Origin of the sequence: Clostridium sp., from assembly GCF_032576335.1 — a bacterium.
Taxonomy (GTDB): Bacteria; Bacillota; Clostridia; order Oscillospirales; family Acutalibacteraceae; genus Faecalispora.
The window spans coordinates 109120-136117 of the sequence record NZ_JAWFXC010000002.1; the positions used below are offsets into that span (position 1 = coordinate 109120).

Annotated in this window: 30 protein-coding genes; 22 read left to right on the plus strand and 8 right to left on the minus strand. The window is 43.9% G+C overall.

Features of this window, described 5'->3' with window-relative positions; translation table 11 throughout:
- Positions 1–9 precede the first annotated feature (9 nt).
- Positions 10–1749, plus strand: coding sequence for an NFACT family protein (locus E7L17_RS02545; protein WP_316321705.1), 1740 nt, complete (start codon positions 10–12; stop codon positions 1747–1749).
- 49 nt (positions 1750–1798) lie between these two features.
- Here E7L17_RS02545 and E7L17_RS02550 read toward each other — a convergent pair whose 3' ends face one another.
- A complete protein-coding gene (locus tag E7L17_RS02550; RefSeq protein ID WP_316321706.1) occupies positions 1799–3040 on the minus strand; it encodes a hypothetical protein in 1242 nt (413 codons plus the stop codon).
- A 277-nt stretch (positions 3041–3317) separates the two neighbouring features.
- On the opposite strand from E7L17_RS02550, the gene E7L17_RS02555 reads away from it, so the two are divergent.
- Entirely contained in the window at positions 3318–4229 is a 912-nt protein-coding gene (locus tag E7L17_RS02555; protein ID WP_316321707.1) for a diguanylate cyclase domain-containing protein, read from the plus strand.
- 211 nt (positions 4230–4440) lie between these two features.
- On the opposite strand, the gene E7L17_RS02560 is transcribed toward E7L17_RS02555, so the two are convergent.
- From E7L17_RS02560 to E7L17_RS02590, 7 genes are all read right to left on the minus strand, one after another.
- Positions 4441–6024, minus strand: a complete 1584-nt coding sequence (locus tag E7L17_RS02560) for a flagellin (RefSeq protein ID WP_316321708.1) — start codon at positions 6022–6024, stop codon at positions 4441–4443.
- Between the two features lie 221 nt (positions 6025–6245).
- The gene (locus E7L17_RS02565; RefSeq protein ID WP_316321709.1) at positions 6246–6476 is read right to left on the minus strand and encodes a carbon storage regulator; all 231 of its coding nucleotides are present in this window, start codon (positions 6474–6476) and stop codon (positions 6246–6248) included.
- A gap of 19 nt (positions 6477–6495) precedes the next feature.
- On the minus strand, positions 6496–6903 hold the full coding sequence (gene fliW, locus E7L17_RS02570; protein ID WP_316321710.1) for a flagellar assembly protein FliW: 408 nt from the start codon (positions 6901–6903) through the stop codon (positions 6496–6498).
- Between the two features lie 15 nt (positions 6904–6918).
- Positions 6919–8286 carry a flagellar hook-associated protein FlgL gene (gene flgL, locus E7L17_RS02575; RefSeq protein WP_316321711.1) on the minus strand — a complete coding sequence of 456 codons (1368 nt, stop codon included), beginning with the start codon at positions 8284–8286 and terminating at the stop codon, positions 6919–6921.
- A 28-nt stretch (positions 8287–8314) separates the two neighbouring features.
- Positions 8315–10048: a flagellar hook-associated protein FlgK gene (gene flgK, locus E7L17_RS02580; protein ID WP_316321712.1), complete on the minus strand. Its 1734-nt coding sequence runs from the start codon at positions 10046–10048 to the stop codon at positions 8315–8317.
- Positions 10049–10061: 13 nt separating this feature from the next.
- Positions 10062–10541 carry a flagellar protein FlgN gene (locus E7L17_RS02585; RefSeq protein ID WP_316321713.1) on the minus strand — a complete coding sequence of 160 codons (480 nt, stop codon included), beginning with the start codon at positions 10539–10541 and terminating at the stop codon, positions 10062–10064.
- Between the two features lie 68 nt (positions 10542–10609).
- Positions 10610–10942 (minus strand): flagellar biosynthesis anti-sigma factor FlgM, encoded by a 333-nt coding sequence (locus tag E7L17_RS02590; protein ID WP_316321714.1) that lies wholly within the window; start codon positions 10940–10942, stop codon positions 10610–10612.
- Between the two features lie 407 nt (positions 10943–11349).
- Here E7L17_RS02590 and flgB point away from each other — a divergent pair, with 407 nt between their 5' ends.
- The 20 genes from flgB (at position 11350) to E7L17_RS02690 (ending at position 26984) form a co-directional block, all read left to right on the plus strand.
- Complete coding sequence (gene flgB / locus E7L17_RS02595; protein WP_316321715.1) at positions 11350–11733, plus strand: flagellar basal body rod protein FlgB; 384 nt, start codon at positions 11350–11352, stop codon at positions 11731–11733.
- A 24-nt stretch (positions 11734–11757) separates the two neighbouring features.
- A complete protein-coding gene (gene flgC / locus E7L17_RS02600) occupies positions 11758–12195 on the plus strand; it encodes a flagellar basal body rod protein FlgC (protein WP_316321716.1) in 438 nt (145 codons plus the stop codon).
- A 6-nt stretch (positions 12196–12201) separates the two neighbouring features.
- On the plus strand, positions 12202–12501 hold the full coding sequence (gene fliE, locus E7L17_RS02605) for a flagellar hook-basal body complex protein FliE (protein ID WP_316321717.1): 300 nt from the start codon (positions 12202–12204) through the stop codon (positions 12499–12501).
- A 63-nt stretch (positions 12502–12564) separates the two neighbouring features.
- Complete coding sequence (fliF, locus tag E7L17_RS02610) at positions 12565–14250, plus strand: flagellar basal-body MS-ring/collar protein FliF (RefSeq protein WP_316321718.1); 1686 nt, start codon at positions 12565–12567, stop codon at positions 14248–14250.
- Entirely contained in the window at positions 14243–15250 is a 1008-nt protein-coding gene (gene fliG / locus E7L17_RS02615) for a flagellar motor switch protein FliG (RefSeq protein ID WP_085833618.1), read from the plus strand. The genes fliF and fliG overlap by 8 nt, the downstream gene beginning before the upstream one ends.
- Positions 15243–16055 carry a FliH/SctL family protein gene (locus tag E7L17_RS02620; protein ID WP_316321719.1) on the plus strand — a complete coding sequence of 271 codons (813 nt, stop codon included), beginning with the start codon at positions 15243–15245 and terminating at the stop codon, positions 16053–16055. Before fliG ends, E7L17_RS02620 begins: the two co-directional genes overlap by 8 nt.
- Before the next feature lie 29 nt (positions 16056–16084).
- Positions 16085–17383, plus strand: coding sequence for a flagellar protein export ATPase FliI (gene fliI / locus E7L17_RS02625; RefSeq protein WP_316321720.1), 1299 nt, complete (start codon positions 16085–16087; stop codon positions 17381–17383).
- 2 nt (positions 17384–17385) lie between these two features.
- On the plus strand, positions 17386–17826 hold the full coding sequence (gene fliJ / locus E7L17_RS02630) for a flagellar export protein FliJ (RefSeq protein WP_316321721.1): 441 nt from the start codon (positions 17386–17388) through the stop codon (positions 17824–17826).
- A gap of 48 nt (positions 17827–17874) precedes the next feature.
- Positions 17875–19164, plus strand: a complete 1290-nt coding sequence (locus E7L17_RS02635; RefSeq protein ID WP_316321722.1) for a flagellar hook-length control protein FliK — start codon at positions 17875–17877, stop codon at positions 19162–19164.
- A 14-nt stretch (positions 19165–19178) separates the two neighbouring features.
- Entirely contained in the window at positions 19179–19868 is a 690-nt protein-coding gene (locus E7L17_RS02640) for a flagellar hook capping FlgD N-terminal domain-containing protein (RefSeq protein WP_316321723.1), read from the plus strand.
- A gap of 33 nt (positions 19869–19901) precedes the next feature.
- The gene (locus tag E7L17_RS02645) at positions 19902–20315 is read left to right on the plus strand and encodes a TIGR02530 family flagellar biosynthesis protein (RefSeq protein ID WP_316321724.1); all 414 of its coding nucleotides are present in this window, start codon (positions 19902–19904) and stop codon (positions 20313–20315) included.
- Between the two features lie 32 nt (positions 20316–20347).
- Positions 20348–21721 (plus strand): flagellar hook-basal body complex protein, encoded by a 1374-nt coding sequence (locus E7L17_RS02650; RefSeq protein WP_316321725.1) that lies wholly within the window; start codon positions 20348–20350, stop codon positions 21719–21721.
- A gap of 76 nt (positions 21722–21797) precedes the next feature.
- Complete coding sequence (locus E7L17_RS02655) at positions 21798–21998, plus strand: flagellar FlbD family protein (protein WP_085833611.1); 201 nt, start codon at positions 21798–21800, stop codon at positions 21996–21998.
- A gap of 122 nt (positions 21999–22120) precedes the next feature.
- The gene (gene fliM / locus E7L17_RS02660; protein ID WP_316321726.1) at positions 22121–23119 is read left to right on the plus strand and encodes a flagellar motor switch protein FliM; all 999 of its coding nucleotides are present in this window, start codon (positions 22121–22123) and stop codon (positions 23117–23119) included.
- Between the two features lie 24 nt (positions 23120–23143).
- Positions 23144–24328 (plus strand): flagellar motor switch phosphatase FliY, encoded by a 1185-nt coding sequence (fliY, locus tag E7L17_RS02665; RefSeq protein ID WP_316321727.1) that lies wholly within the window; start codon positions 23144–23146, stop codon positions 24326–24328.
- 33 nt (positions 24329–24361) lie between these two features.
- Positions 24362–24724, plus strand: a complete 363-nt coding sequence (locus E7L17_RS02670; RefSeq protein ID WP_085833608.1) for a response regulator — start codon at positions 24362–24364, stop codon at positions 24722–24724.
- 22 nt (positions 24725–24746) lie between these two features.
- Entirely contained in the window at positions 24747–25154 is a 408-nt protein-coding gene (locus tag E7L17_RS02675) for a flagellar biosynthetic protein FliO (RefSeq protein WP_316321728.1), read from the plus strand.
- A gap of 133 nt (positions 25155–25287) precedes the next feature.
- Positions 25288–25884 carry a flagellar type III secretion system pore protein FliP gene (gene fliP, locus E7L17_RS02680; protein WP_410470641.1) on the plus strand — a complete coding sequence of 199 codons (597 nt, stop codon included), beginning with the start codon at positions 25288–25290 and terminating at the stop codon, positions 25882–25884.
- Between the two features lie 36 nt (positions 25885–25920).
- Positions 25921–26187, plus strand: coding sequence for a flagellar biosynthesis protein FliQ (gene fliQ, locus E7L17_RS02685; protein WP_316321730.1), 267 nt, complete (start codon positions 25921–25923; stop codon positions 26185–26187).
- A gap of 20 nt (positions 26188–26207) precedes the next feature.
- Positions 26208–26984 (plus strand): flagellar biosynthetic protein FliR, encoded by a 777-nt coding sequence (locus E7L17_RS02690; RefSeq protein ID WP_316321731.1) that lies wholly within the window; start codon positions 26208–26210, stop codon positions 26982–26984.
- Positions 26985–26998 lie beyond the last annotated feature (14 nt).

The window sequence follows — 26998 nt, forward strand, 5'->3', positions numbered from 1 at the left end:
GGTGCCCCAATGGCTTTAGACGGAGCTTTTTTAAGACATATATCGCAGGAATTAGAGCAATCGGCACAGGGTGCAAGGGTTGAAAAGATATACCAGCCCAACCGGGAAGAAATGGTCTTTGTTCTTCGTACCCGTGCAGAGCAATTTAAGCTTTTAATCTCAGCACGTGCGAATAGTGCACGAATCCATTTTACAAAGTTTGTACCGGAAAATCCAAAACAGCCACCCATGCTTTGCATGCTCATGCGGAAACGACTCTCTGGAGCGAAACTTGTGCAAATTCGTCAGCCGCAGCTAGAAAGACTCTTGTTTTTGGATTTCGATGCAGTTAATGAACTGGGAGATTTCGTACGCCTTACGGTAGTAACAGAGATTATGGGGCGTTACAGCAACATTATTTTAGTAGATGAAGACGGTCGCATTGTAGATGCGCTTAAAAGAGTAGACCCCGAAATGACCTCTGAACGCCTTGTGCTTCCGGGACTTCGGTACGAACTTCCTCCTGCTCAGGGGAAATTGTGCTTACTGGAAGTTGAACCAAAGCAGGTAATAGCAGCATTGCAATTGCAGTCAAAAGAGATGGAGCTCTCAAAGGCGCTCCTCTCCGTTTTGCAAGGAGTGTCACCGATTGTGTGCCGTGAAATACAGCACAGGGTAGGTAGGGGGGAGCAGCTATTGCTTCACCAAATGACAGATACACACGGGGAGCGGTTAGAGTTCTTTTTAGGCCGCTTGAAGCAAGAGGTAGAGCAGTGCTCTGGTACGCCGCACCTTGTGCTTGGGTCAGATAAAAAGCCGCTGGACTTTACTTTTTTGCGCCCAGAGCAATATGGTACCAGTGCAGTGGTACGAGAATACAGTAGCTCTTCTGAATTGCTGGATGCTTTCTATGAGGAACGAGATCACATTGACCGTATGAGAGTTCGTGAGCAGGATCTGTTACGCCACTTGACTACAATATCAGACCGTCTCAGCAGAAAAATCAATGCACAGCGGGCGGAACTGGTGCAATGTGCAGAACGCGAGCATCTGCGAATTTGCGGCGATTTGCTCAATGCAAATCTGTATCAAATTGAATCCGGCCTGTCTAGCGTTGAATTGGAAAACTACTACGAAGAATCTCTGCCTAAAATACGCATTCGGTTAGACCCTCGATTAACTCCAGCTCAAAATGCACAGAAATACTATAAAGATTACCGCAAAGCTCGCACAGCAGAAGAGAAGCTTACAGAGCAGATTGCCCACGCCCAGCATGAGCTGCTTTATTTAGATTCAGTTCTAGAGGAGTTAAGCCGTGCGGTAACAGAGCGAGATTTAATGGAGGTTCGTCAGGAGCTGCAAGAACAGGGCTATTTAAAAACACCAAAAGGTGGTAAGCAAAAGCCTGCAGCAGCAGCGGCGCCACTGGAATTTACCGTTTCAGACGGTTTTCAGGTTTTGGTCGGCCGGAACAACAAACAGAACGACCGCTTAACGCTGAAGCTGGCGAACAATAACGATATTTGGTTTCACACCAAAAACATTCCAGGTTCACATACGATTTTAATTACAGATGGAAGGGCTCCCACAGAAGCTGCGCTCTTGGATGCAGCACGCTTGGCTGCACTGCACAGTAAAGGGAAGTCTTCTTCTCAGGTTCCGGTGGATTACACACAGGTACGCCATGTGCACAAGCCAGCTGGAGCAAAACCCGGCATGGTAATATACGATAATTACCACACCATGTATGTGACGCCTCAGGAAGAATAAACGAGAAGCCTCCGAAAGAATTCGGAGGCTTTTTTAAAACGAGATTGTATTACGTGTTAAGGCCTGTAATGGTAAGGTTTGCCTGTACTGGTGATGTGCCATAGTTTACTGTTGCTCCAGAGTTGTTGAATAGCGAGAAAGTAGTGGGGGATCCCGTAACGGTTAACAGAACACTACCAGTCAGCTGTAATGTGGTTACTGGAGACGGCGAGCTGGAAAAGACAGATGGGAAAATACTGCCGCTTAATACACGAATTCCAAAGTTTACAACAGGTTGTGCACCTGCGCCATCTGTATTTACCCACCAATTGATAAGGTAATTGCCCGGCTGCTGGATGGTGAATATTCCGCCAACATAGGTGATACCTGCCGATGGAGCATTGATTATCGTATCAAATATCACATCGCTATTATCTGCTACCGTGTCTCCACTGCTTCCCTGAAGCTGAACCAGCAAGCCAGCAAGTGCGGCAGCTGGACCGGTAGGACCGGTTGGGCCTGTGGGGCCTGTAGGTCCAGTAGGACCAGTTACGCCAACAGCACCGGTTGGACCTGTAGGACCCGTTGGGCCGATTAGACCATCTGCTCCGGTTGGGCCTGTGGGGCCGGTCGCGCCAGTAGCACCAATTGCTCCTGTCGGGCCTGTGGGACCCGTTGGACCGATTAGACCATCTGCTCCGGTTGGGCCTGTGGGGCCAGTCGCGCCAGTAGCACCAATTGCTCCGGTCGGGCCTGTGGGACCCGTTGGACCGATTAGACCATCCGCTCCGGTTGGGCCTGTGGGACCAGTTGGGCCAGTAGCACCAATTGCCCCTGTTGGGCCAGTAGCACCAATTGCCCCTGTTGGGCCTGTGGGACCAGTTGGGCCGATTAGACCATCCGCTCCGGTTGGGCCTGTGGGACCTGTGGGACCTGTTGCACCAGTAGCTCCGGTTGCTCCGGTTGCTCCGGTGGGTCCGGTTAGACCAATTGCTCCGGTTGGGCCAGTTGGGCCTGTGGGACCTGTTGCACCAGTAGCTCCGGTTGCTCCAGTGGGACCGGTTAGACCAATTGCTCCGGTTGGGCCTGTGGGACCTGTTGGGCCGGTAGGACCGGTTGCACCGGTAAAACCAATTGCTCCGGTCGGGCCAGTAGGACCCGTGGGGCCTGTGGGACCAGTTGGGCCACCAGAAGGGCCTGTGGGACCCGTTGGACCTGTGGGACCAATTAGGTTACAACAGCATACAGGCTCGCATGAGCAGCAAGGGTCGCAGCTTTTATATATTCTCATTTCGGGTTCATAACATGCCATTCACTCTACCCTCATTTACTATAAAGTTACCTTCTTAATAAAAAGGTACATACCATCATATGTGATTTTTTGTATGGTGGACACATATACTGTACAACCTTTAAGGGTGTGGCTAAAGAAAAGAGCGAATTATCTTCAGGATAATAGGAAGATAATTTCTATAAAAATAAGAAAGATTCCTTGTGAAGCCCCCTCATTTCTGCTACAATATGGTAAGATAAGGCATTGATTCCAATAAATATGTATTGGAAATGAAAAAGTGCGGAGGAGAAGTATAGTGATTGATGAGTGTATTGAAAAATATAAAATCTTAATTATTGAAGATAGTTTATTTAATCAGACGCTGCTAAGAAAAATACTTCAAGAAAAGTATGCCGTAGAAACTGCATCCACCGTACAAAATGCAATGGAGAAAATAGCAACATTCAAACCACACCTGATTTTACTAGATATTATACTGCCGGAGGCAAATGGCTTTAATGTTTTAAAAGAGCTAAAGCAATTGGAACATACGCGCAATATTCCAGTCATTATTATTACTGGACTTGAAAGTGACGAGGATGAAGAAAAGGGCTTTTTATTAGGGGCCGTAGACTATATTAAACGCCCGTTTAGAAATGCGATTGTATTAGCCAGAGTGGATACTCAAATACATATTATTGAGCAAATACGAATGATTGAACAGCTAAGTTTAATGGACGGCTTAACAAAAATCCCAAATAGGCGTGCATTTGATATACAGCTTCAATACGAATGGAATCGAGCGGTGAGGGAGCAAAGCTGGTTGAGCATGATGATGCTGGATGTAGATAAGTTTAAAGAATATAACGATACTTATGGGCATCGCCACGGAGATTTCATGCTGCAAACGGTGGCGCAAACGCTCAAGCAGGATCTTCAGCACGTAACCGATTTTATTTACCGCTATGGCGGCGACGAATTTGCCGTGCTTCTTCCGGGTCTGGATGCTCCGAGAGCAAGAGCGATTGGGAAAAAACTAGTTACCAGTGTAGGGGATATGCTGTTTTCAGCTGTGGGCGAGCAAAATCTTTGTGCGCATACGATTAGTCTAGGAACCGCGACTATGCAGCCGCAAACCAATCAGGTGCCAGCAATGCTAGTAGAACGTGCAGACAAAAAGCTGTATTTAGCCAAGCAAAATGGAAGAAATCAAGCACAATGTGAATAAGGAGTGTATGAGGGGTAGCTGCTCTTATGCGCTTCTTTTTTCTATCAATTTATCATATTTAAGTGAATAGTTTTTAAGCATATTAAATAGTATATGCTTTGCATTGGACGGGTGCATGAATAAAAAAAGATAAGGCAGACAGCTTTCGCTGTCTGCCTTATCCAACCCCATTGCTGGGTAGCTAAATCAAGTTCAATAAGAAAATTATAAATTACTGGAGGAGCTTGAGAACGTTCTGGGGCTGCTGATTGGCCTGAGCCAGCATGGACTGAGCAGCCTGAGTAAGAACGTTGTTCTTAGTCATCTCCATCATTTCCTTCGCCATGTCGACGTCGCGTACGCGGCTCTCGGCACTGGTCAGGTTCTCACTGGTCACACCCAAGTTGTTCACGGTGTGCTCAAGGCGGTTCTGCAAAGCACCCAAGTCAGCACGAGTACCAGATACCTGGTTGATCGCATCTTCAATTGTCTGGATGGATTCCAGAGCATCATCCTGAGTCGCTACGCTGATGCCATTGATGCCAAGACCTTTGGAACTCATATCGCCAATGCTCAAAGAAACCTGCTGGTCTTTAGAAGCTGAAGCACCAATCTGTAGTTTCAATGCGCCAGATTCAGAAGTAGCAGTGCCAGCGAACAACTGAATACCTTTTCCAGTCTCTGCCTTCATCGTTAAACCAGTCTGCTTCTCTATTAGACTTAAATTTGCATGTTCAAGATCTGCGCCTGTTAAAACAGTTACATCTTTTCCAAATACAGAAGCATCAACAGTACCAGCGGTAACCAATGCAAACTTCTTGCCGTTAATGCTGAATGTTGCATCTTCAGCTTTAGTTGCAGATGTACCATCATAAGCACTTACTTCGCCATTTGCAATAGAAATACCAGCATCAGTGGCCACAGTGGAATTGTTTACACTAAGAGATTCTGCAGTGCCGTTGTTAACTTCAGCAACAGAAACAACTTTTGGTGCACTAGTTCCTGCAGTTTTTGCAGTTAAAGTAATAATATCACTGGGTGCTGCAATATTGAATTCATTAGCCAAGCCAGTTCCTTTCAAAGCTTCAACAATAGCCTTGGAAGCTTCTCCGGCGGTTACGCCCGCAGTAACATCGGCAACAGTTCCATACTCTTTGCCGTTGGCGTCAATCAACTTACCTGTTGTACCAGTTTGATCTTGAACCACCGTGAAATTAGTGGTATAAGATTTTCCATTGTCCAGACCAATGCTGAAACTCATAGATTCTCCGGCTTTTGCGCCACCCTGAAGAGCAGCAGAAGAGGCATAAACACCTGCTACAGCAGCTACATCGCCAGTTGCTGCGCCCTCAACCTTACCAATTGCAGATGCAGAAGCGGCACCCTTAGCACTCAAAGATCCATCCAACAGATTGATTTTGTTAAAGTTGGTAGAGGTAGAAATTCTGTCGATTTCGCTCTTCAGAGCTTCAACTTCCTTACCGATGTTCTCACGGTCAACATCATTCTGGTAGGTACCGTTGGAGGACTGGGTAGCCAACTCTTTCATTCTTTGAAGAATGGACTGTGTCTCGTTCAGAGCACCCTCAGCGGTCTGTACCAAAGAGATACCGTCGTTCGCATTGCTGGAAGCCTGGTCGAGGCCACGAATCTGGGAACGCATTTTCTCAGAAATAGCAAGACCAGCAGCGTCATCGCCTGCACGGTTGATTTTATAACCGGAAGAGAGCTTCTCCAAGTTCTTGGAAACACTGTTGTTGTTGATGCCGAGCTGTCTGTTTGCGTTAATCGCAGAAATGTTGTGTTGAATACGCATAATTTTTTCCTCCTGAATTTTGTTTTATTCCACAGGTGAAACCCTGCGGTATAGGGAAAGGGCGTCCATGCCCTAGCCTGTTTATTTATGCACCACTCCCACAAGGCGGGCCCTGCCGGTGGAAGAAGATACCAAAAGGACTGCGAACCGTTTTTGTTTTGGTTCTAATCTATATTTCGGTGTGATATAAGAAAAGTTTAGTACCTTTTCGCAAGAAAAATTTATTTTTTCTTTAATAAGCCTTTCAACTCGTTTAGAGTTTGCTCTTGCAGTCGTTCTCCCGCTTCGCGGTTGATGGAGGCTGTCTCCAGCAGTTCTTTACGAGTAATACGAATCTCTTTCGGCGCACTAATAGCCAGCTTGACGCGGTCGCCGCTAATTTCAGAGATGCGAATTTCAATTTGGTCGCCAATGAGGATGGATTCTGCTTCTTTTCTGCTAATTACCAGCAAATCAGTTCCCTTCCTTTCATTAGAGACTATCAAAAAGCCGGTAGCGCAAAGGATATGCCACATCCTCTAAAATAACCTGCTTTGCAAATTGAGTAGCGATGTTAATTACGATGGGGGCTTTTAAATTCACTACGGAGTCAGAGAGAGGGGTGCGAATCACCGCAATTACCAAAAAGCATAAATCTTCTGGCTGAGGGTTACCCAACTGTTCTAAGTCTTTTGGGGAGATATGAGGGTTATATTCTTCGAAAATTGTAAAGGGGTCCATCACAATAAAGGAAGGAATCTGGTCTTCGTTGGCGGCCGTAAGGCTCCAAAGCACATTTTCTTCATCCTCATGGAACAATCGGTATTCATGAATTTCCTCAAAGCCCAATAAGCCCTCGGGAAAGGTAATCACATTACGCGATTCCTGATTCGTTTCCATATCTGTTTACTCCTGTCAGCTCATATAGTCAATAAAAGATTTACTGAGGATTTTTGTTCCCATAGAAAGTGCTGCATTGTAAGCGTACTGCTGCATGTAATAGTCCATCATCGCGTCGCCGGGGTCTAAATATTCAATGTCTTGCGAGCGCTCTAGCAACGCATCTCCCATAGCAACCAAGTTTGTTTTCATCGTGCTTAAAAAGTTAGATTTTGAACCGGATTCCGTAATTTTACCAAGCAGCGCATCTGCTTGTTTTCCAAATTGATCCAAATAAGGCTGTATGCTCTCCATCGAAAAGCTGTCACTTTTTAGTTGGTCTGCAATTTGCCCCATAAGAGTAAACAAGTTATTAGATACTCCGGATTCCGATTGCCCATAGCCCATAAAAGAGAGGCCAGGAATCGCGGAATTAAACGCACTTTGCGAGTTGATAGTAGTACTGCCTGCATCTGATGTTGTTTTCAAACCCATTCCCAAATTGACCAGCACCTCTTCATTAGCAAGAGATTTCAGGCCATCCTCGCCAATGGAGCTGACCAATGGAGTTGCAACGAGTTCTTCGTATCCAGTACCATTTGGAATAGCGATGGAACGGTTCATATCACCAGTGATGCGAATGTTTGAAAAATCAATATCATCGTATCCTTTGATTAGATTCAGTAAATCCTGATTCGTTTTATATTTTGAAAGGTCAGCTTTTATTGTAATATATTGGTCCGAAATAGCAATGTTCGTATCGCTACCTGCACCACCATCAGCTACCTTTAAAACGGCACCATCCTTAAGCGTATAGGTAGTTGGGGGAGAAGTGCTTTTATCAGTAAATTCCGTACCGCCAAACTCAATGAGTGTTCCGTTAAAGTTAGCAGTTGGGCCATTCTCCAGCTTACCGTTATTTACATTAATGCCACGGTACAGCAATTCTCCGCTTTTGCCCACAGTAAAAGGCGCATCGGTCATTTCCGTTCCGCCAAATAAGTACTTTTCTGCAAATTTGGTATTCAAAGGAGAGAGGAAAGCTTGCTGCATCTGCTGCATTTTATCCGCTATAATTTTACGGTCACTTTCCGACATGGTGCCCGTAATTGCCTGTATTACATCGCCGCTCTCCGCACTGCTCACAATACTGTAAATAGACTGCATTGCACTTTGGGCGGTCATCAATTGGCTTTCTACATCTCCCAAAGTATCTTGGTAGGTTTCATTTTCGGCTGATTCTCTGCGAAGCCGATAGAGTTTAGTTGCATCGAACGGATTTTCAGAGGTTTTTTCAAAGCTGCGAAAATTCGTTGCCTTTCTAGCTGCAAGATTAAAATTGCTTAGCGACGTGTTTAGGTTTTTGGAATATTGACCGGCAATCATGCCCATGGTAATTCTCATGTTGCGTTACCCTCCGTTCGATTTAAAATTAGCGGCCAACAATACCCATTTTGTTAATGATAGTATCCATCGCTTCATCCATTGTGGTCATAAAGCGGGATGAGGCCGTAAGTGCCTGGTTGTACATAACCAGATTAATTCCTTCTTCGTTTAAATCAACGGAAGAAATAGATGCCCTCTGGGTGCTAATAGCATTTAGGTTCGAAACATACGTGTCGTTTGCATTCAACGCAGTTTTAATATCGAGACCAAGTGTGGTAGATACTTTTGAAACAAAAGAGTTCATGGATGAAGTAAACAGAGAAATGCCATCATCCGTTGAAAAGGTTCTCTCTTTTTGGAATTGGAGAACCATGTAAAGAATGTTTTTGCCGCTGCTCTCATTATTCACGCCTTCCAGCGTTTCTTCTTTTGATGCAGTAATGTAATTGCCGGTTGCCTTGCTCCATTCATCTGAAATGGCAATGTTAGCGGCAGTAATTGGTTTACCTGCACCGTCGCTAGATGAGAATAGTGGTTTTTCTGATTTAACTGTTTTTGTTTTTGTTGGGTCATCCGGGTCTGTAATGGTAGTCGTTACTGAATTTACATCGTTTAAAGTTTTTGATAAGTCCTGAGCAAACTGGTCAAGTATTTTCTCATAGTAACCAATGCCCCGGGTGGTGGTAGACAGCGAACTGGCAGTCACTTCTACCGCTGGGTCTCCGATCAAAACCTTTCCGCCCGCATGTGCGTCGTATTCACCGTTGTCATTTAGCATCGATAAATAACCGCCAAATACGCCACTCGTTAAATTATCATTAAATACATGAGAAGAGCCGTCAGTATTTTTAACGAGCTCTCCATTAAACCCACGCATGTACACAGAAACGTTCAATTCCTTTGTTTTGTACACTTGAGAATTTCCATCTTCGTCATCGCCGTAATATTCAATATTATCTTTGTTTTGAGCTGCCTCAAACTGTACGTATTGGTCATTGTCAATCAATTGAATCGTTTGATTACCGCTCACCAGGTGAACCTGCATTTCTTCTACCGTTCTTCCTGCGCCAATGGAAACTGAGTTGCTCGAAATTCGAATGTTAAACTGCTGGCTAAGCTCGTCCAAAAGCATGTTGCGTTGATCGCGCAGCTCCAAAGCGGGAACCTGCGAAATGTCGCAGCTTTTAATTTCGCGGTTTAGCTGTGCAATGTTTTTTAGCAAGCTGTTTGCTGAATCTACTCCAGAACTTAGAAAAGAATCTGTCTCCTGCTTGCGAACCTGCGAAAGCTGGGTTGAAGCATTGTGAAAAGCCTGCGTAAGAAGAAGCGCAGAGTTTTTTACAACGGTTTCTAAGTTTGTGTCAGCAGGGGAGCCTGCCAATGTATTTAATTGCTTGATTAAATCGGTGATTTGGCTGTTGATGCCATTTTTATTGATTTCATCGAATAGGTCTTCAACATTGCCCAGAGTATTAGCCTCGGTAGCAGATTGCGTTACTTTACCGCTTTCCAGGCGATAGCGAACATCGAGGTACGGGTCGCGAAGCTGCGAAACTCCTTTGGATTCTACTCCTCCTCCAATTGCTAAGTCCGATGAGTTTGCATACCGCATGTTGCTGCCGGAGGAACCAACCGCATAAGAGTCTAAACGCTGCCGGGTATAGCCACTTGTAGTGCTGTTAGAAGCGTTAGCCATATTCTGACCGGTAATCCTCAGATTGTATTGTGCATTTTGAATTCCGCTACGCGCCACATAATAAGAAGAAAAACTAGATGCCATATTTTTGCGCTCCTTAAACTTTTTTTGAGATAAAGCCGCTGGATTTCGTCTCTTCCTTGGCCTTTGCGTCATATTTTTTTTGCAGTTCCGGCTGCTTATTTATCTTTTTTAACGCCGCATCTACCTTGCGAAGTCGTAGCTCCGTTAAATAATTACAGCGCAAATTCATTTCTTTTAGTTCCATAGTTATATTAGATAGTTTTTCGAAAAGCTCTTCTGCTTCGTCTTTTACTTCTGGGTCAAAGTGGGGAAGGAGCTCGCGAAAGGTTGCCTCTGGAAAATCTGCACGTTTCATTAAGCGTTCGCGTTCCGCTTCCATTCCTTTTGAACGAAGCATGAATACCTCTTCTGCTTTTACGTGTTCATTTATCTTATCAATTTGCCCTTGGGCAATGTCTTGGTATTTCTGTGTTTCTAAAACAAAGAATTCCTGAAACAGTGCCAGATAACGATTTAGGAAGTCAACAAACTCCCACGATAATTGCCGGTTCATCTGATCGCTCCTTCTATATATAGGGATTGCGGCTAAAAAGCTGCAAATGGGAAAGGAAAGCAAACTAGTCAAATGCTATGGTCAAGCAAAAGACCAGCCAGCTCTAAAGAATCTATATTGTATTCGCCGGCTTCGATTCTAGCTTTAAGTTCCTCTAAAAACTCTTCGCTTTTTTCCTGGTGCAAGCTATTTACAATTTGCTCCTTTGCCTGCACAAGGGTGGGGCGCTCTGCCTGCGAGCGCTGAGAAATCTCAATGGTGTCGCGCCTTGCCGGAGCAGAAATTTTATCTAGCTTTGCTCCGTTTGATTGCTGCTGATTCAGCTCACTGCTTTGTGCCGCTTTATTTACATAGCTGCTTTTCGCTGTGTTAGACACGTATCCTTGATTCTCAATTCTCATATTACTCACCTCATACAAATAATATCGGCACAAATACATAACAGTTTAGTGGCTTTTTCTGGAACTTATAATATTATTTTTAATTTGTTTTCAGCGTATTTTTATAAACAAAATGGTGTATGATTAAACACGGCAATAAGAGTGGTTATTTTTTCCTTTTTCTATACATTAATAGATATTGTTTTAACAGTTCATTTGAAAGGAAAATAATGTAGTATAAATAGGATAAAGTTTGCAGAAATAAGTTGACTATTGTCGATTTGATGTATATAATTAGTTTAAATCCAGTCACAAAAACTTAACAGTTTATACAAAAAAGAAAGTCAGATAAGACTCAATTTGTTTTCCTGAAAATTTAAATTTTTTATTTGTTGATAAAAAATGATTTGGAAAGTGAGAGATGAAAGATGGATTGGCTGAATAGTGTTCCCATAACCCTCTTAACAAAGGATTTGGAAGGGCTTTGGACGCGGCAGCAGGCTATTTCCAGTAATTTAACAAACTGGGAGACTCCTGGGTATAAAAGCAAGGAGGTAAGCTTTGAAGAAGAACTGGAAAAGAGCTTATCTTCTCAGCAGAAGCGATCAGAACGGACACGAGCGATCGAAAACACGCAGCCTCAAATTACAGTTTCACAAGCATTGTCTCAAAGGATGGATGGCAACAATGTCGATGTCATTCAGCAAAACACGGAATTAACCCGAACACAGTTTAACTACATGTATTCAATGCGAGAACTTTCCGATTATTTTTCAAGGCTTCGTTATGTAATTACAGAGGGCAGAAGCTAAAAACAGAAAGGACTATATATTATTATGGCGTTTTTAAGTTCTTTGAATATTAGTGCTTCTGCTTTAACGGCGGAAAGCTTTCGAATGGATGTTATTTCAGAAAATATTGCAAATGCAAACAATACACGTACTGAAAATGGCGGTACCTACCGCAGAAAAATGGTCGTGTTACAGGCACAAGGCGAAGACCGAACTCGTTTTCGTCGTATTTTTAGCGACCAGCTTCAGGCTGCACAAGGGGTACAGGTAACTCAGGTAGCAGAAGATACCAGCGCTTTTACTCCGGTATACGACCCAACCCATCCGGATGCAAATGCCGAAGGGTATGTAATGATGCCAAATGTAGACCCGGTAAAAGAAACAATAGACATGATGGCGGCAACCCGCGCCTATGAGGCGAATCTTACAGCGTTTAATGCTGTGAAAAATATGGCTACGAAAGCTTTGGAGATGGGGAGATAAACCATAATGATAATTACACCGATTCAGCCGATTGGTTCATTGGATTTGGAGGCAGTTGGAAAAACTGCCTTAGCCGATAAAGCACAGCTTCCTTTTCAGTCTTTTTTTCAAGATGCGGTGAACAATGTAAAAGAAACGGACTATGCTGTTCAAGATGAGATTTACAAGCTGGCTACCGGTCAATCTGATGATTTACATAATATTGTAATTGCATCACAAAAAGCGACTATGTCCGTTCAGCTTTTGGTTCAATTAAGAAATAAGGCGTTAGACGCTTATAATGAAGTGATGAGGATGAGTGTTTAGTTTTCAGACTTCGTTACATTCATAACTACATTTGTTTTGGAAAGGCGTCTGTCAGGGTGAACCATGAATGAGCAAGTGAAAAAATATATAGACCCCATTAAAACGTTTTGGGTTAATTTAACTAAAAAAAGAAAAATAATAATTATTAGCGGCATGGCAGGAGTTATATTGATTGCTGTAATTGCCGCATATTTATTGAACCGCCAGCCTCTTGTTGTGCTTTATCCGGGCTTAGAGCACGAGGAAGCCGTAGCGGTAATGACGGAACTTGGCAATCGCGGCGTGGCCTATGAAGAAAAGAACGGTACCATTTCAGTTCCTAAAAACCAGGAAAATTCACTCCGTATGGATTTGGCGAATATGGGCTACCCAAAATCTGGCCCGAATTACGATTTCTTTACGAAGAATACCGATGTAATGACAACGGACTATGAGAAAAAAACAATTGAGAAATTCCAGCTGAACCAAAGGCTGGAAGATGTGATTGGAACGCTTGACGGTGTGAAAAAAGCCAATGTTACCATAAGCATTCCGGAAGAAAACACGTATGCTTGGAGCCAAGACTCCGCAAAGGCGACCGCTTCGGTATCGATTACGATGTATGGGGAAAATGCACTGAATACTAAGCAGGTAAACGGTATTAAGCAATTGGTATCAAAAAGTGTACCGAACCTTACTACGGAGAATGTAGTTGTTATTGATACAGCCAGTGGCGAAGAGCTCGGCTCTACTAGTGACGGCAGCAGCAGTCAAGTGGACATATCGCAGTTTAAAAGAACCATTGAAAAGGCATACGAAAACGATGTGGAAAGCAGTGTAATGAAGGTGCTTGGCCCTGTTTTTGGTGCCAATAATGTGGGGATTACTGCAAAGAGTGTGATGGATGTTGATAAAAAGGTTCAAGAGATTATCACCTATAAACCATCCGCTGAAGGTTCAAACACAGGGATTGTGAGCGAATCTTCTCAAACAACGCAGCAGGAACGTGCAAACGGTGGTGCCGGTGGAGCAGCCGGAGCAGAAACAAACTCCGATGTTACTACGTATCCTGGTGTAAAGGTGGATGGAAACACTATCTATGCAAAAGATGAAAAATCCTACAAATATTTGGTTAGTCAGGTAAAGGAGCAGGTTCAAGGGGACGCGGCAAGCATTAAAGATTTAACGATTTCCGTCGTAATAAATCAAGAGATGATGAACGATACCCAAAAAACACAGATTACCGATTTGGTTGCACATGCTGCCGCCATTGATTCCTCTAAGGTGGCTGTGTACAATGCTCCATTTGCTGAAAAACCAGCTACACCAGCGAATGCAAATGGTCTCATTACACCCGAAATGACCCGAATTCTGATTTTTGTCGGTATCGGCGCGGCAGCGTTGCTTCTGCTGATTATCATTCTGCTGGCTGTAACAAAGTCCAGAAAGAGAAAAATGGTGGAGGCAGAAGGCGAAGAAATCTCCGTGCCTGAAGAATTCTACGAGTTGACGCCGGTCAGCAGTCAGAATCCGGAGGAAGAAGCAGAGGAGGATCCGGAAGCCTTGGCCAGAGAAAAGGCAAGAAAGGAAGCCGAAGATGCTCTCCGCAGCAAACGAGAGGCTTTGGAGGCTCTTGAGAAATCCCGCGAAGTTCGGTCGGGCAAAGAGGAAGTTTTGCGTGGCAAGCTGAAAGATTTTGCCTCACAAAATCCGGAAATTGCAGCCCAGTTAATTAGAACATGGCTGAGGGGTGATGACTTTAATGAGTGATACAAAATTAGCAGGACCTCAGAAAGCCGCATCCGTAATTGTTGCGATCGGCGTAGAAAATGCTTCAAAACTCTATAAATACCTTAAAGAGGATGAGGTCGAACAATTAACGTTTGAAATAGCGAGGCTTGACCAGCTTTCTGCAGATGATGTTGAGAATACACTAGATAATTTTTACCAGGTGTGCTTAACACAGAAGGTTATTACAGAGGGTGGCGTAGAATACGCCCGCAATGTACTTGAAAAAGCGTATGGCTCACAAATGGCTGCTTCTTTGCTAGAGAGAGTAACTCGCAATTTAAGAACCAAGGTGTTCGAGTTCATTCGTAAGGCGGACTATAAGAATATTATTGCTATTATTCAAAATGAGCACCCACAAACAATTGCGCTGATTCTTTCTTATACCAGTGCTGACCAAGCGGCGAGCGTCATCGGGGAATTGCCAAAGGATATTCGGCTTGAGGTTGTAGAGCGAATTGCAATGATGGATCGAACCTCTCCAGAAGTGGTAAAGATTGTAGAGCAGAATCTGGAAAAGAAGTTCTCGTCTCTTATGTCTTTGGATTTCACCGAAATTGGCGGTGTCAATTACATTGCAGATATTATGAACAATATGGACAGAGCGAACGAAAAGTATATCTTCGACGAGCTTACCCGCAAGGATGCGGCATTGTGCGAAGAAATTCGCAAAAGAATGTTTGTGTTCGAAGATATTACCGCTTTGGACGATATGTCGATTCAGCGTTTCCTTCGCGAAGTGGATTCCAAAGACCTTGTTTTTGCGCTCAAGGGAGCCAACAAAGAGGTTGCCGAAACGATCTTCAAAAATATGTCTACCCGTTCCAGCGAAAGTGTTCGCTCCGACCTGGAGTACACCCACAATGTCAGACTGCGTGATGTGGAAGAAGCCCAGCAGCGCATTGTTGGTATCATCCGCCGGTTGGAGAGCGAAGGCGAGTTAGTGATTACGAAGGGCGGAAAGGATGAGTTCATTGCCTAACGTTATCAAGGCTTCGCAGTATTCCGATTCTCGTGTGCGCAATGCCAATCTTTCCGAACTTGTTTCCAGCCAAAGGCACAGTGAAGAAACGCAGCTTTCTGCGGTTCTTCAAGAAGCTGGGCATAGTCAGGAAGCGATTTTGCAGCAGGCTTTGGAGCAGGCGAAGAGCATTATGGAAAACGCTCGCAGCTTTACCATGAATCAGCTTCGTGAATCTGCCGCACAGATGAATGAAGAGGCTGCCCGTATGAAAACGGCCGGGTACCAGGAGGGATTCTCGAAGGGCAATGCCGAGGGGCTTGAACAAGGCCGTGCGCAAGGGTATGAGGCAGGCTACGCACAGGGTTTGCAAGACGGCCATGAAGCGGGGCTGCAAAATCTGCAAGAGCAGATTTTGCAAAACAGAGATGAAATTACCCGATTATTAGAAGAAATGGAACAGACCAAAGATAAGATAATCGAAGAGTTTCGTTCTGGTATTGAAGAGCTGTCAATGCAGATTGCCCGCAAGGTGCTGCACCAAGAGATTCGCAACCCAGAGGTTTTCCCTGAAGTAGTTTCTGCTGTGCTGGAAGAATATCGAGACCAAGAGTGGGCGTGTATTAATCTGTCTCCCGCTACTGCGGAGCTGCTGCAATCGGATGCAGAACTGATGGAGCGCCTTCAGGCTGTGTCTAAAAATCTTCGCATTGTTCCGTGCGACTCTATGAGTGATTCCGATTGCCAGATTGACCTGCCGGAACGTCAGTTGGATGCCGGTGTGGATTCACAGTTAGCGGAAATTTCTTATGAGCTTCATTTCTAATAATAAATGTATGAAAGGGGGAGAGTTAGTTGACGCTGGAAGAACGGCTGGAACGCCTTTCAGAGATAGACTCCGTGGTTTGCAAGGGAAAAGTGATTAATATAGTTGGTTCGATGATTGAGGCCAGCGGAATATCTGCCAATGTGGGCGATATTTGTACCATCGACGGGTTTCAAGGCTCTCCTCCGGTTTTGTCAGAAGCAGTTGGTTTTAAAAACGGCAATGTGCTGTTAGTTGCTTATGGCGATGTAAAAGGGGTGGGGTTAGGCAGTTTGGTTCGTTCCACTGGCCATAAACTGCAAATTCCTGTTGGAGATTTTCTCATTGGAAGAATTATTGATGCAACTGGCTGCCCAATCGATGGTAAGGGAGAATTCCCAGAGGGGGAACAATATGGTGTTGACTCAGGTTACATTAACCCCTTGGAACGGCCACGTATTAGTGAGCGTCTGAATTTTGGTATTAAGACCATTGATGGTATGTTAACCATTGGAAAAGGCCAGAGAATGGGAATATTTGCGGGAAGTGGTGTTGGCAAAAGTACTCTTATGGGTATGATTGCCCGCAATGTAACCGCAGATGTGAATGTAATTGCTCTTGTTGGAGAGCGCGGGCGTGAGGTTGCTGAGTTTATGGAAAAAGACCTTGGCCCAGAAGGCCTTGCGCGTTCCGTATTAGTGGTTGCTACTTCAGACCAACCCGCAATGTACCGCCTGAAATGTGCAATGGTGGCGACTGCCGTTGCGGAGTATTTTAAGGACCAAGGCAAAGACGTTCTGCTTATGATGGATTCTCTAACCCGCTTTGCGATGGCTCACCGAGAAATAGGACTAGCTGCCGGGGAACCACCGATTGCCCGCGGGTATACACCGGGCATTTATGCAGAGCTTCCAAAGCTTTTAGAGCGAAGCGGCAACTTTAGGCGGGGCTCTATAACTGGTATTTATACCGTTTTGGTAGAGGGTGACGATACCAATGAGCCAATCTCCGATACTGTTCGAGGAATTATAGATGGACATATCGTGCTGAGCAGAGCGCTGGCTCATAAAAACCATTACCCTGCAATCGATGTGAACGGCAGTGTTTCCCGTTTAATGAACGACATCGCATCAGAAGATCATAAACAGTCGGCGGCGAAAATTCGTAATTGGCTGTCTGTTTACAAGCAGAACGAAGATCTCATTTCCATCGGCGCTTATAAGCCGGGGCTGAACTTTCGCTTGGATGAGTCAGTAAAAAAGATGGAAGACATCAATCAGTTTTTATGCCAGCAAGTAAATGAAAGCTATTTATTTGAAGACACCCTTCAAATAATGAAAGAGATGTAAAAATGAAAAAATTCATATTTTCTTTGGAAAAGGTGCTTCGTTTTCATGAACAAGAGCTGGATGTAAAAAAGCAAGAGCTTGCCGCAATCAAAGTCAGCCTGCACGAGCTGGATTTACAAATCCAGCAAAAAAAGCTTGAATTGGTTCAGTTAAACCAAGAAATGTCTCGTGCAATTACGGTAGGTCTCAATGCTAGAGACCTGGCTGTATATAAAATGTATTTTCGAACGGCGGAGCATCAAATTCGCCAGTTAGAAGAACAGCGAGCCGACCTACAAATTAAAGCAGACGAAAAACAAGAAAGCGTCGTTCAAAGCAATCAAGAAATTTCTGGGCTAGAAAAGTTGAAAGATAAACAGCTCAACCAATACAATGACAGCACCCGTAAACAGCAGGAGCTGGAAATTGAGGAGTTTATTTCACAGGGTATCATGGTTTCTTGATTGTTTGAAGTTATTTAATAAGATATTTTATGAAAGGAGGTGAAAAGGATGGTACAGCAAATAAATATTCCAGTAGCAAATCCTCCCAAGGTGGAAGTAAAAGAGAAATGCAAAGCGGAAAGCGCCTCTTTTAAAGCTGCTTTGGAAAAAGCAGAAAACTTCAGCGAGGCGATTGTACCCAACGATTCTGTTGTGAAAGCAAGTGCAGAACAGGAAGAAAAACCAGCTGTACTTGTAGAGGATGAAAGCAAAGCAGACACGCAACAGCAAAACACGATTTTGTCTGCATTAATGCCTTGGCTTTTTACGCAGGATATGCTTTCTTCTCAGCAGGTGGTGCAAAACACAGAGCTTCTTCTACAAAGTGCTCCTATTGAAAAAGTTACGGGTTTTGCCGAAACACAGCCTATGGTTACTGCCCAAGGTGGCACTGTGCAAATGCAAACGGAAGTTGCCCCGCAAATGCTCTCGCAGCAGCAGGTAATGCCGCAAACAGCAGCTTCGGTAGAAAATGCCCCTGAAACCGCCTTGTCGGTTATGAATAACTCTGTGCAGGTGCAAAAGGCAGCTCTTCCTCTGGATGGCATGCCACTTCAGCCCGTTGTTCAAGAAGCGGTTGCCCCGCAATATGCAGCACAAATGCCGATTAAAACTTCTGTCCCAGTAGAGCAAAAACAAAATCATGTAGCTTCGGAAGTTTCTCCTGTTTCGCCGCAGGTTTCCGATACGAACATAGAATCCCCTGTGCTTCACGTGCTGCAAAACCAGCAAAATCATTTCGGTACAGCTTTGTCTGGTCAGCAACAGCAAACTGGCACGGATTCTTCAAAAGAAGCGACTGAGTCGCAGGGGGAATTTGCAGCATTATTTGCAAATCAAAATGAGTCAGTTCATTCTTCTGCTACGGTTCATTCTGCTCCCGCTAAATTGTCTGCCGGTACGGCTACGCATTTAACAGATCAAATTCTGAAGAATGTTCAAGCAAAGAACAATAACTTCCGCATGGAGCTTTTCCCGCATAACCTTGGGAAAGTATCGGTCTCTATGAAAATGGAGCAAGGAATGCTAGTTGTTGATATTCTGGCGGATAACCCTAGAACGCAGAGCATTTTGGCATCCGGTTCGGGGGAAATTCGTTCCTTATTGGAGTCGGCTATGGGCCAGCCTGTTCAGGTAACACAGCCCCAACAGGATGCTCCCGCTTATTACCAGCAGGAACAAGAATCATCCAACCAACAGCAAGAAAGCCGGCAGAATCAGCAAGAAAGCAAACAGGAAACAACCGAAGATTTTCTAACCGTTCTGGAGCAAATGAAAGAACAAAGCAGAGCTTTATAAAGGAGGTGTCTGATTTGGACGTCAGCCAAATCAACGGCTATAACTCTACTGCAAAGAAAAGCAGTAGCAGTGGAAAATCTGCGGCATCTCTCAGCATCGACCAATTTTTGAGTCTGCTTGCCGCTCAGCTTTCAAATCAGGATGTTCTAAACCCCACACAGGATACGGAATTTGTGGCCCAGATGGCTCAATTTACTTCTTTGCAGGCTCTCGAAAACTTGAACCAGTATGCTAGCTACCAATATGGCAGTTCGCTCATTGGTAAAAAAGTGAGTGTGGCAAAGTATGATACATCGGGTAAGTATATCTCTGACATAGGAATCGTCAGCCAAGCGGATTATTCTTCTGGAGATACCACCGTTATAGTAAATGGCAGGTCATATGACCTTACGAACATTATGGAAGTGATGAACGACTCCAGTTATCAGTCGTACCAATACGCTGCGTCCCTTGTAGGGAAAAAAGTAATGGTAAGTGGCTATGATAAAGATGGTAAAGTGGTTGAAAATACCGGCTTGGTATCTTCCTGTTCCTTCGCTTCGGGTGATGCAATGGTTGTTGTTGACGGTAAAAATTACACGCTTTCTGCTGTGAGAAAAGTAATTTCGCAAGATGCCAGCACAGAAAATGATACAAGCGAACCGGGTTCCGATTCATCTTCAGATTCCAATACGGATGGCGATAAAACGCCCGCTTCGGAATAATAGAAGCTTGAGTCTTTTTAAGAGGGATATCTCATGAACGATTTAGAGTTTAAGAAAAACTATTCTGCACTACTGCCGCCAAGCTATGGTGTAAAAAACACCCCACCTTCCGGCACACAAAAACCGCAGGGAAATCAACAAAACAGTGAGTTTGCAGCACTGGTACGCCAATCCATTCAAAAAGGCAGCCAACTTAATTTCTCAAAGCATGCTGTGCAAAGGTTAGAGTCGCGCTCCATAGAGCTATCTCCGGAACGCCTTACACAGTTAAGCGGAGCCGTAGAAAAGGCAAGGGAAAAGGGCGTGCGCGAAGCACTGATTATGGATGGAACAACAGCAACCGCATTTATTGTTAACATTCCAAGCAGTACCGTCATCACTATGATAAATGGCGGAGAAATGAAAGAAAACGTTTTTACAAATATTGATGGAGCCGTTATAATGTAACCGGACCTTAAAAGGAAGTTACCGGGCTTTGAATGACAGAGAAGCCCAACGGCTCACCGAATAGAAAGATTGGAGAGAATACTTCTATGTTAAGATCACTTTTTTCTGGCGTAGCAGGTTTGAAAGCGCATCAGACTAAAATGGACGTTATTGGTAATAACATTGCCAACGTCAATACCTACGGATACAAATCTTCACGCACCACTTTTCGTGATATGTACTATCAGACTATTTCCGCATCTTCCTCAGCCAGTGGAACCCGCAGCGGCAGAAATGCTTCTCAGGTTGGTTACGGTGCATCGGTTGCATCGGTAGATGTTTTGAATACTCGTACTGGATTTGCTTCGACTGGTAACTCAATGGATTTGTACATTGATGGCGAGGGCTACTTTGTAGTAAGGGACGGAGCTGGCAACGAACACCTCACGCAGGTGGGTACCTTTGGCTTTGACGGTGACGGAAATTTGACCGATGGTGCCGGCAATTTTGTTTGCGGATATTCTGTAAATAAATTGAAAAGTGCAGTTTCAGTTGGTGATGTCAAGATTGATTTCGGTTCCGTTTCTGATACTGATAATACAAAGAATGGTAGCTATACCGTAGATAAGAAGAACACCAGCTGCATTGAAGGGTATACTCTTCAAGTTGTTGATGGTGGTGCATCAGGGACAAATGGGGTGGAGTTGGATCCTACAAAAAAGACGATTACCGTTACTTTGAAGACTGATGATATGAACAAAGAAAAACTTGAGAGTACGTTGCAGACAGCTACATGGACGGTAGCTGGTGAGGCTGCTGGAAAAAATTCATTAAGTGATGTTTCAATTAAGGATTCGAGCGGAAATGCTTTAAAAAAAGAAAATGGTGATCCGCTCAAGTGGTCAGACGTATTGGTGCTAACCCAGATTACTGTTGACGGTGCTAAAGATGCTACTACAAAAGCAGATAAGGTCAAGGCCACAACCGGCAAAATTGCAGAAGAAGCTGAATTTCAAGGTCAAGGTGCTACGGACAAAGCTCAATATGTTAAAAAAATAATCAATGGCGAAGGCGAAATGAAAAATATTTCCGTCGGCACTGATGGTACGATTACTGGTGAGTCGATCGACGGCACAATCAAGATTATCGGCAAAATTGCCCTTGCAAACGTTCCGAACCCAGACGCTTTACAGCGCGAAGGTAACTCTTATTACAAAGCAGTGAATAACACTGGCGCAATCACCTATACCGCACCTGGTGAAAGCAATACGGGTGCTCTGAGAAGCGGCGGTTTGGAATCGTCCAACGTTGACCTGGCAAATGAATTCTCTGACATGATTATGACGCAGAGAGGCTTCCAGGCAAGCTCTAAAATGATTACCGTTAGTGATGAAATGCTGGAAACATTGGTAAACCTGAAACGTTAATAAATATCGGCTCCTGTTCCTGAACCGGAGAGCTGGTTTGGGAACAGGTGTTTGATTCAAAAGAGGGATGTGCATTATGGTAGAGCTAACAAATTTAAATGGAATCACATTTGTGCTCAACAGCAATCTGATTGAAACCATTGAGTTAATTCCAGAAACCAAGGTAATGACTACGACCGGTAAATATTTTTTAGTGCGAGAAAAGCCGGACGAAGTGGTTGAAAAAGTGATAGAATACAATCGGAAAATATTTCAGAATGTGATTCGCACAGTTTAGTGTGGCATATCCCGAGCTTTCCCGGTGGGAGGCCGTCCGGATTCTCTGGAACTGTCCTCGGGTGTTTTAAGGATCAGGACACATTTCTCAAGATTTTAACTTAACGAGGGATTGGTGGTACTATGGCGGAAATATTGTCGCAGCAGCAAATCGACGAGTTGCTGGGCAGTTTGCAAAGTGGAAATGTCGATTTTAAAGATGTTGAAACCCAATCAAGCGGCCCTAAAGTAAAAGAATATGACTTTATGTCGCCCAAAAAGTTCTCTCGTGAGCAGCTAAAGTTATTGGATAATATTTTCGATAACTTTGCAAGGATGCTCAGTTTGCAGCTTGCCAGTATGCTTCGCATTTCGTGCCAAATGGAAGTTTTGCAGGTAGAAGAAGAGGACTATAAAGAATTTAATAACGCATTGAATGACTCCGTATTGGTTGCGATGATTGGTATGCACAACGCAGACCACCGCATTGACGGAAAGCAAATTCTATTAGAAATGGCTCGCCCAATATCCTTTTCGGTAATAGACCGAATGCTGGGGGGGAGTGGCACTGGCTACAACATTGAACGGGATTATACCGATATAGAGCTTGCATTGGTAGAATACCTGTTTAAACAAATGCTCTCACTCCTTAAAAACTCTTGGTCCAATTATATTGAAATTGAGCACACACTGGATATGATTGAAACAAACTCCCGTCTAATTCAGTCCATTCAGCCGGATGAATCTGTGGCCATTGTGGTAATCGAGATGACGCTGGATGATAATTTAAAGGGAAATATGAATATATGCTTGCCCGCCGCTTCGCTGGAAGAGATTTTTAAAGTCTTCAATTCAAAATATGTGAGAATTCCGCGTAAAGACGACCCTGAGGTGGAGCAGGAACGCAAAGAGATCATCATGAAAGGCCTCAAAGCATCGCCGCTTTATGTTTCGGCAGTGCTTGGAAAAACGCAAATAACTCTGAAGGACTTTTTAGGCCTTCAGGTTGGGGATGTGATCACCCTAAATACACCGCTGGAAGAAAACCAAATCACGGTCTGTGTAGAAGACCTCCCCTGGTTCACCGGGGTTGTTGGTACCAAAAAGAAAAAATATGCGGTTAAAATCGATCAAATTTTATAATTTCTAAACGGAAAGGTGATTTCTATGGAGCCTAACGGGTCAAACCACGAGGAACTGATGTCGCCAATGGAAGTCGACAGCATTGGCGAAATCATGAATATCAGCCTGGGATCGTCTGCAACAACAGTTTCTACACTGCTCGATCAGCGTGTAAACATTACGACTCCCCGGGTAAATATCGTTACAGCACAGGAGTTTGAGTTTAAAGGCTTGGAGCCTGCTGTGGCAGTCGAAATTAATTATGTTAGCGGGTTGGACGGCAAGAATGTAATGGTTCTAAAAGAATCGGATGTTCGTACTATTGTTGGCCTGCTACTGCAAACAGAATACTCTGAGGAAGATTTTGTTTTAGATGAAATGAGCCTCGGTGCAATCTGCGAAGTAATGAATCAAATGATGGGTGCTTCGTCCACTGCACTCTCCCAGCTTTTAAATAGGCCGATTAACATATCTCCACCGGATTCCTTTAAAATTGACAATGCCGAGCAGTTTAAGAAAAAGTATTTTAGCGATGACGAACCAATTGTGACAATTCATTTTAATTTAATGATTGGGGAATTGACAAACAGCGAATTCATCAGTATTATGAGCCTTGACCTTGCTAAGGATTTAATTTCTAGCTTTGGGTTTGGCAGCTCTTCGCTGCAAGATGCTTCTTCTCAACCTGCTGAGGAGCCAAAGCAGGCAGTGGCTGAACCAGCGCCTGCACCGCCTGCTCCGCCACCGGTACCTGTGCAAGCACCCCCACAGCAGGCCCTTACGCCTCCGCCTGCCTATTACCCAGAGCAACCAGCTTATGCACAGCCAGCATATGGTACACCGCCAATGCAGCAGTCTGCGGTAATACGGGGTGGCAATACGCGTCAGGTTGAAAACCCTGTCTATGACGTACGAAGCGCATCTTACCAAAATTTTGATGAACAAGAAACCGTACTGACCAACGATCAGTCAAACAACTTAAACATGATTCTTTCTGTTCCGCTTGAGGTTACAGTTGAAATAGGCAGCACAAAAAGAAAAATCAAAGAAATTCTTGATTTTACTACTGGAACAATTTTAGAACTGGATAAACAAGCCGGTTCTCAGGTGGATATTTTTGTGAACGGACAGAAAATTGCCAAGGGCGATGTTGTTGTTGTGGATGATTACTACGGTGTTCGTATTACTGAAATATCAAGTAATGTTGATATTATCAATGCTTTAAAATAAAAACGAAGGATTTTACTTATAGGAGGAACTATCATGGGTAAGAAAATTATGCTGGTAGATGACGCTGCTTTTATGAGGATGATGATTAAAGACACCCTGCAAAAGAACGGCTATACCGAAATTGTTGAGGCTGGTAACGGCGAGCAGGCAATTGCTACATATACCGCTGAAAAACCGGATTTGGTTTTAATGGATATTACCATGCCGGTAATGGATGGACTAGAGGCTCTTCGCCAGATTCGTGAAATGGATAGTGGTGCAAAGGTCGTTATGTGCTCGGCCATGGGGCAAGAAACCATGGTTGTGGATGCTCTAAAGCTCGGTGCAAAGGATTTTATTGTAAAACCCTTTAAACCAGACCGTATTATGAAGACTGTAAATAGTATTTTAGGTTAATAAAACCAAAGGGGGAGAGCGCATGGGTGACGACTTTTTCTCTTTGCTGTTCTCTCTGTTTGGCATAGCAATTGTTCTGTTTGGCTGCTATGCGTTCAGCAAGTATGCCGCAAAGAAAATCAATACATTTTCGAACTCACAAAACATAAAAATACTCGAGAAAGTCCCTTTGTCGCAAGACAAAGGGCTGGCTTTGGCACAAATCTGCGGCAAGTATTACTTAATTGGCTTTTCCAACCAAAGCATTGAAATTTTGCAGGAACTTTCGGCCAGTGAGATGCAATTGGAAGAACCGGGCAGCTCAGCAGCGAGCTTTGTACAATTATTTCAGCAAGCTAGGAAAAACGGATGGAGCGTGAAATCGTTTGAAGAGTTCAGGGGAATTACCGATGCCAACAAAAAAGGCAGAGGCAAAGACAGGGAAGACTAAAAGCCGAAAAAGAGTTTTGGTAACGGCGCTGTTTTCACTGGTGCTTATGGCTATTCTCCCGGTTCAGGCGTCCGCAGCCTCCACCGGTATCCAAGTGAACGGAAATGGTGTAGATACGCTCGATTTGCTCCAGATGTTTTTAATTCTGGCTCTCGCGCCGTCTATTCTTATCATGACTACATGCTTTACTCGCCTTGTCATTGTGTTTTCGTTTTTACGAAATGCATTGGGATTGCAACAAACACCGCCAAATCAGGTGCTCATTGGAATGGCCTTGTTTTTGTCTTTGTTTATTATGACTCCAGTACTAACGCAAATTGATAAAGAAGCCTACCAGCCGTACAAGCAAGAAAAAATTACACAAGAGCAATTTGTTGAAAAAGCGTCGGTGCCATTGAAGGAATTTATGCTAAAGCAGACGAAAAAGGATGACTTGAATCTGTTTATAGATTTATCAAAAACAGAGATTAAGTCCGCTCAGGAGGCTCCCCTTACGGTGGTAATCCCTGCTTTTATGACAAGTGAGCTTCGCCGCGCCTTTTTAATTGGTTTTCTTATTTTTATCCCATTTTTAATTATCGACATTGTGGTCTCCAGTACATTAATGTCTATGGGTATGATTATGCTGCCGCCGGCAATTATCTCTATGCCGTTCAAACTGCTGTTGTTTGTACTGGTAGATGGCTGGGGTCTTCTCTTTAAGACTTTGGTTACCAGCTTTAACATGTAACGTACGCATCACACGATTTGGGAAGGTATTTATTTCATGTCAACATCGGAGATTATCGGGGTATTTCAAGCGGCGATACTTGCCACCATGAAGCTTGCAATGCCAATTCTGATTTCGAGTGTGCTAATTGGCCTTGTTATAGCGGTGCTACAGGCAGCAACGCAGATTCATGAGCAAACACTTTCGTTTGTTCCGAAGCTTATCATCATCGCCGTCGTGTTAATTCTGCTGGGGCCGTGGATGATGGAGGTCATGAGAGATTTTGTTTCTTACATTTTCAGCTTAATTGCGAATCTTAGTTAAAAGGAGCATAAGGGTTTGGAATGTTAGATTTGCTTACACTCAATTACAACGTTACTCTTTTGCTCCTTATTTTTATGCGTATGACAGGTTGTATAGTGTTCAGCCCTATTTTTGGGCGAACCAATATTCCCATTATCATACGTGTTGGTCTTACACTTATGCTCTCATTGTTTTCGTATCAGCTTGTGCCGGTACGAACGGTGGTTCTTCCTAGCATTCTTATCTTTTTTGTCACCATGATACGAGAGCTGTTTTTAGGTTTTCTAATCGGATTTATTATACAGCTTTTCGTGGCTGTGATTTTAATCAGCGGTGAGAATATGGACATGCAGATTGGTATCTCCATGTCCAAAATATACGACCCACAGAGCAATGTGTCTATGCCAATTACCGGCTCGTTCATTAATGCAATGTTTTTTCTTCTCTTTTTTTCCACGGGTGCGCACCGTACCTTAATTCAGGTTTTTGTACAGCTTTGTGTTATCGTACCTTATGGGGAACTTGCTATTCAATCGCAGGTTTTCTCTCATCTCGTGATGCTGTTTCGGTTGATTTTAATATACGCAGTTAAATTATCGCTGCCAGTTATGGCGTCACAGCTAATTACGGAATTCGCGGTTGGCTTGGTTATGAAAGCCGTACCAAAACTGAATATTTTTATGGTCAATATTCAGATTAAGGTTCTTTTAGGTTTAGGAATTCTTTTGTTAATGGCAGGGCCTTTGGCGTCCTTCCTCGAAAGACTGATTAGCCTGATGTTTGATCAGATTGATGGGCTTTACCGTATGCTAACCTAGCAAGGTTGGTTGCC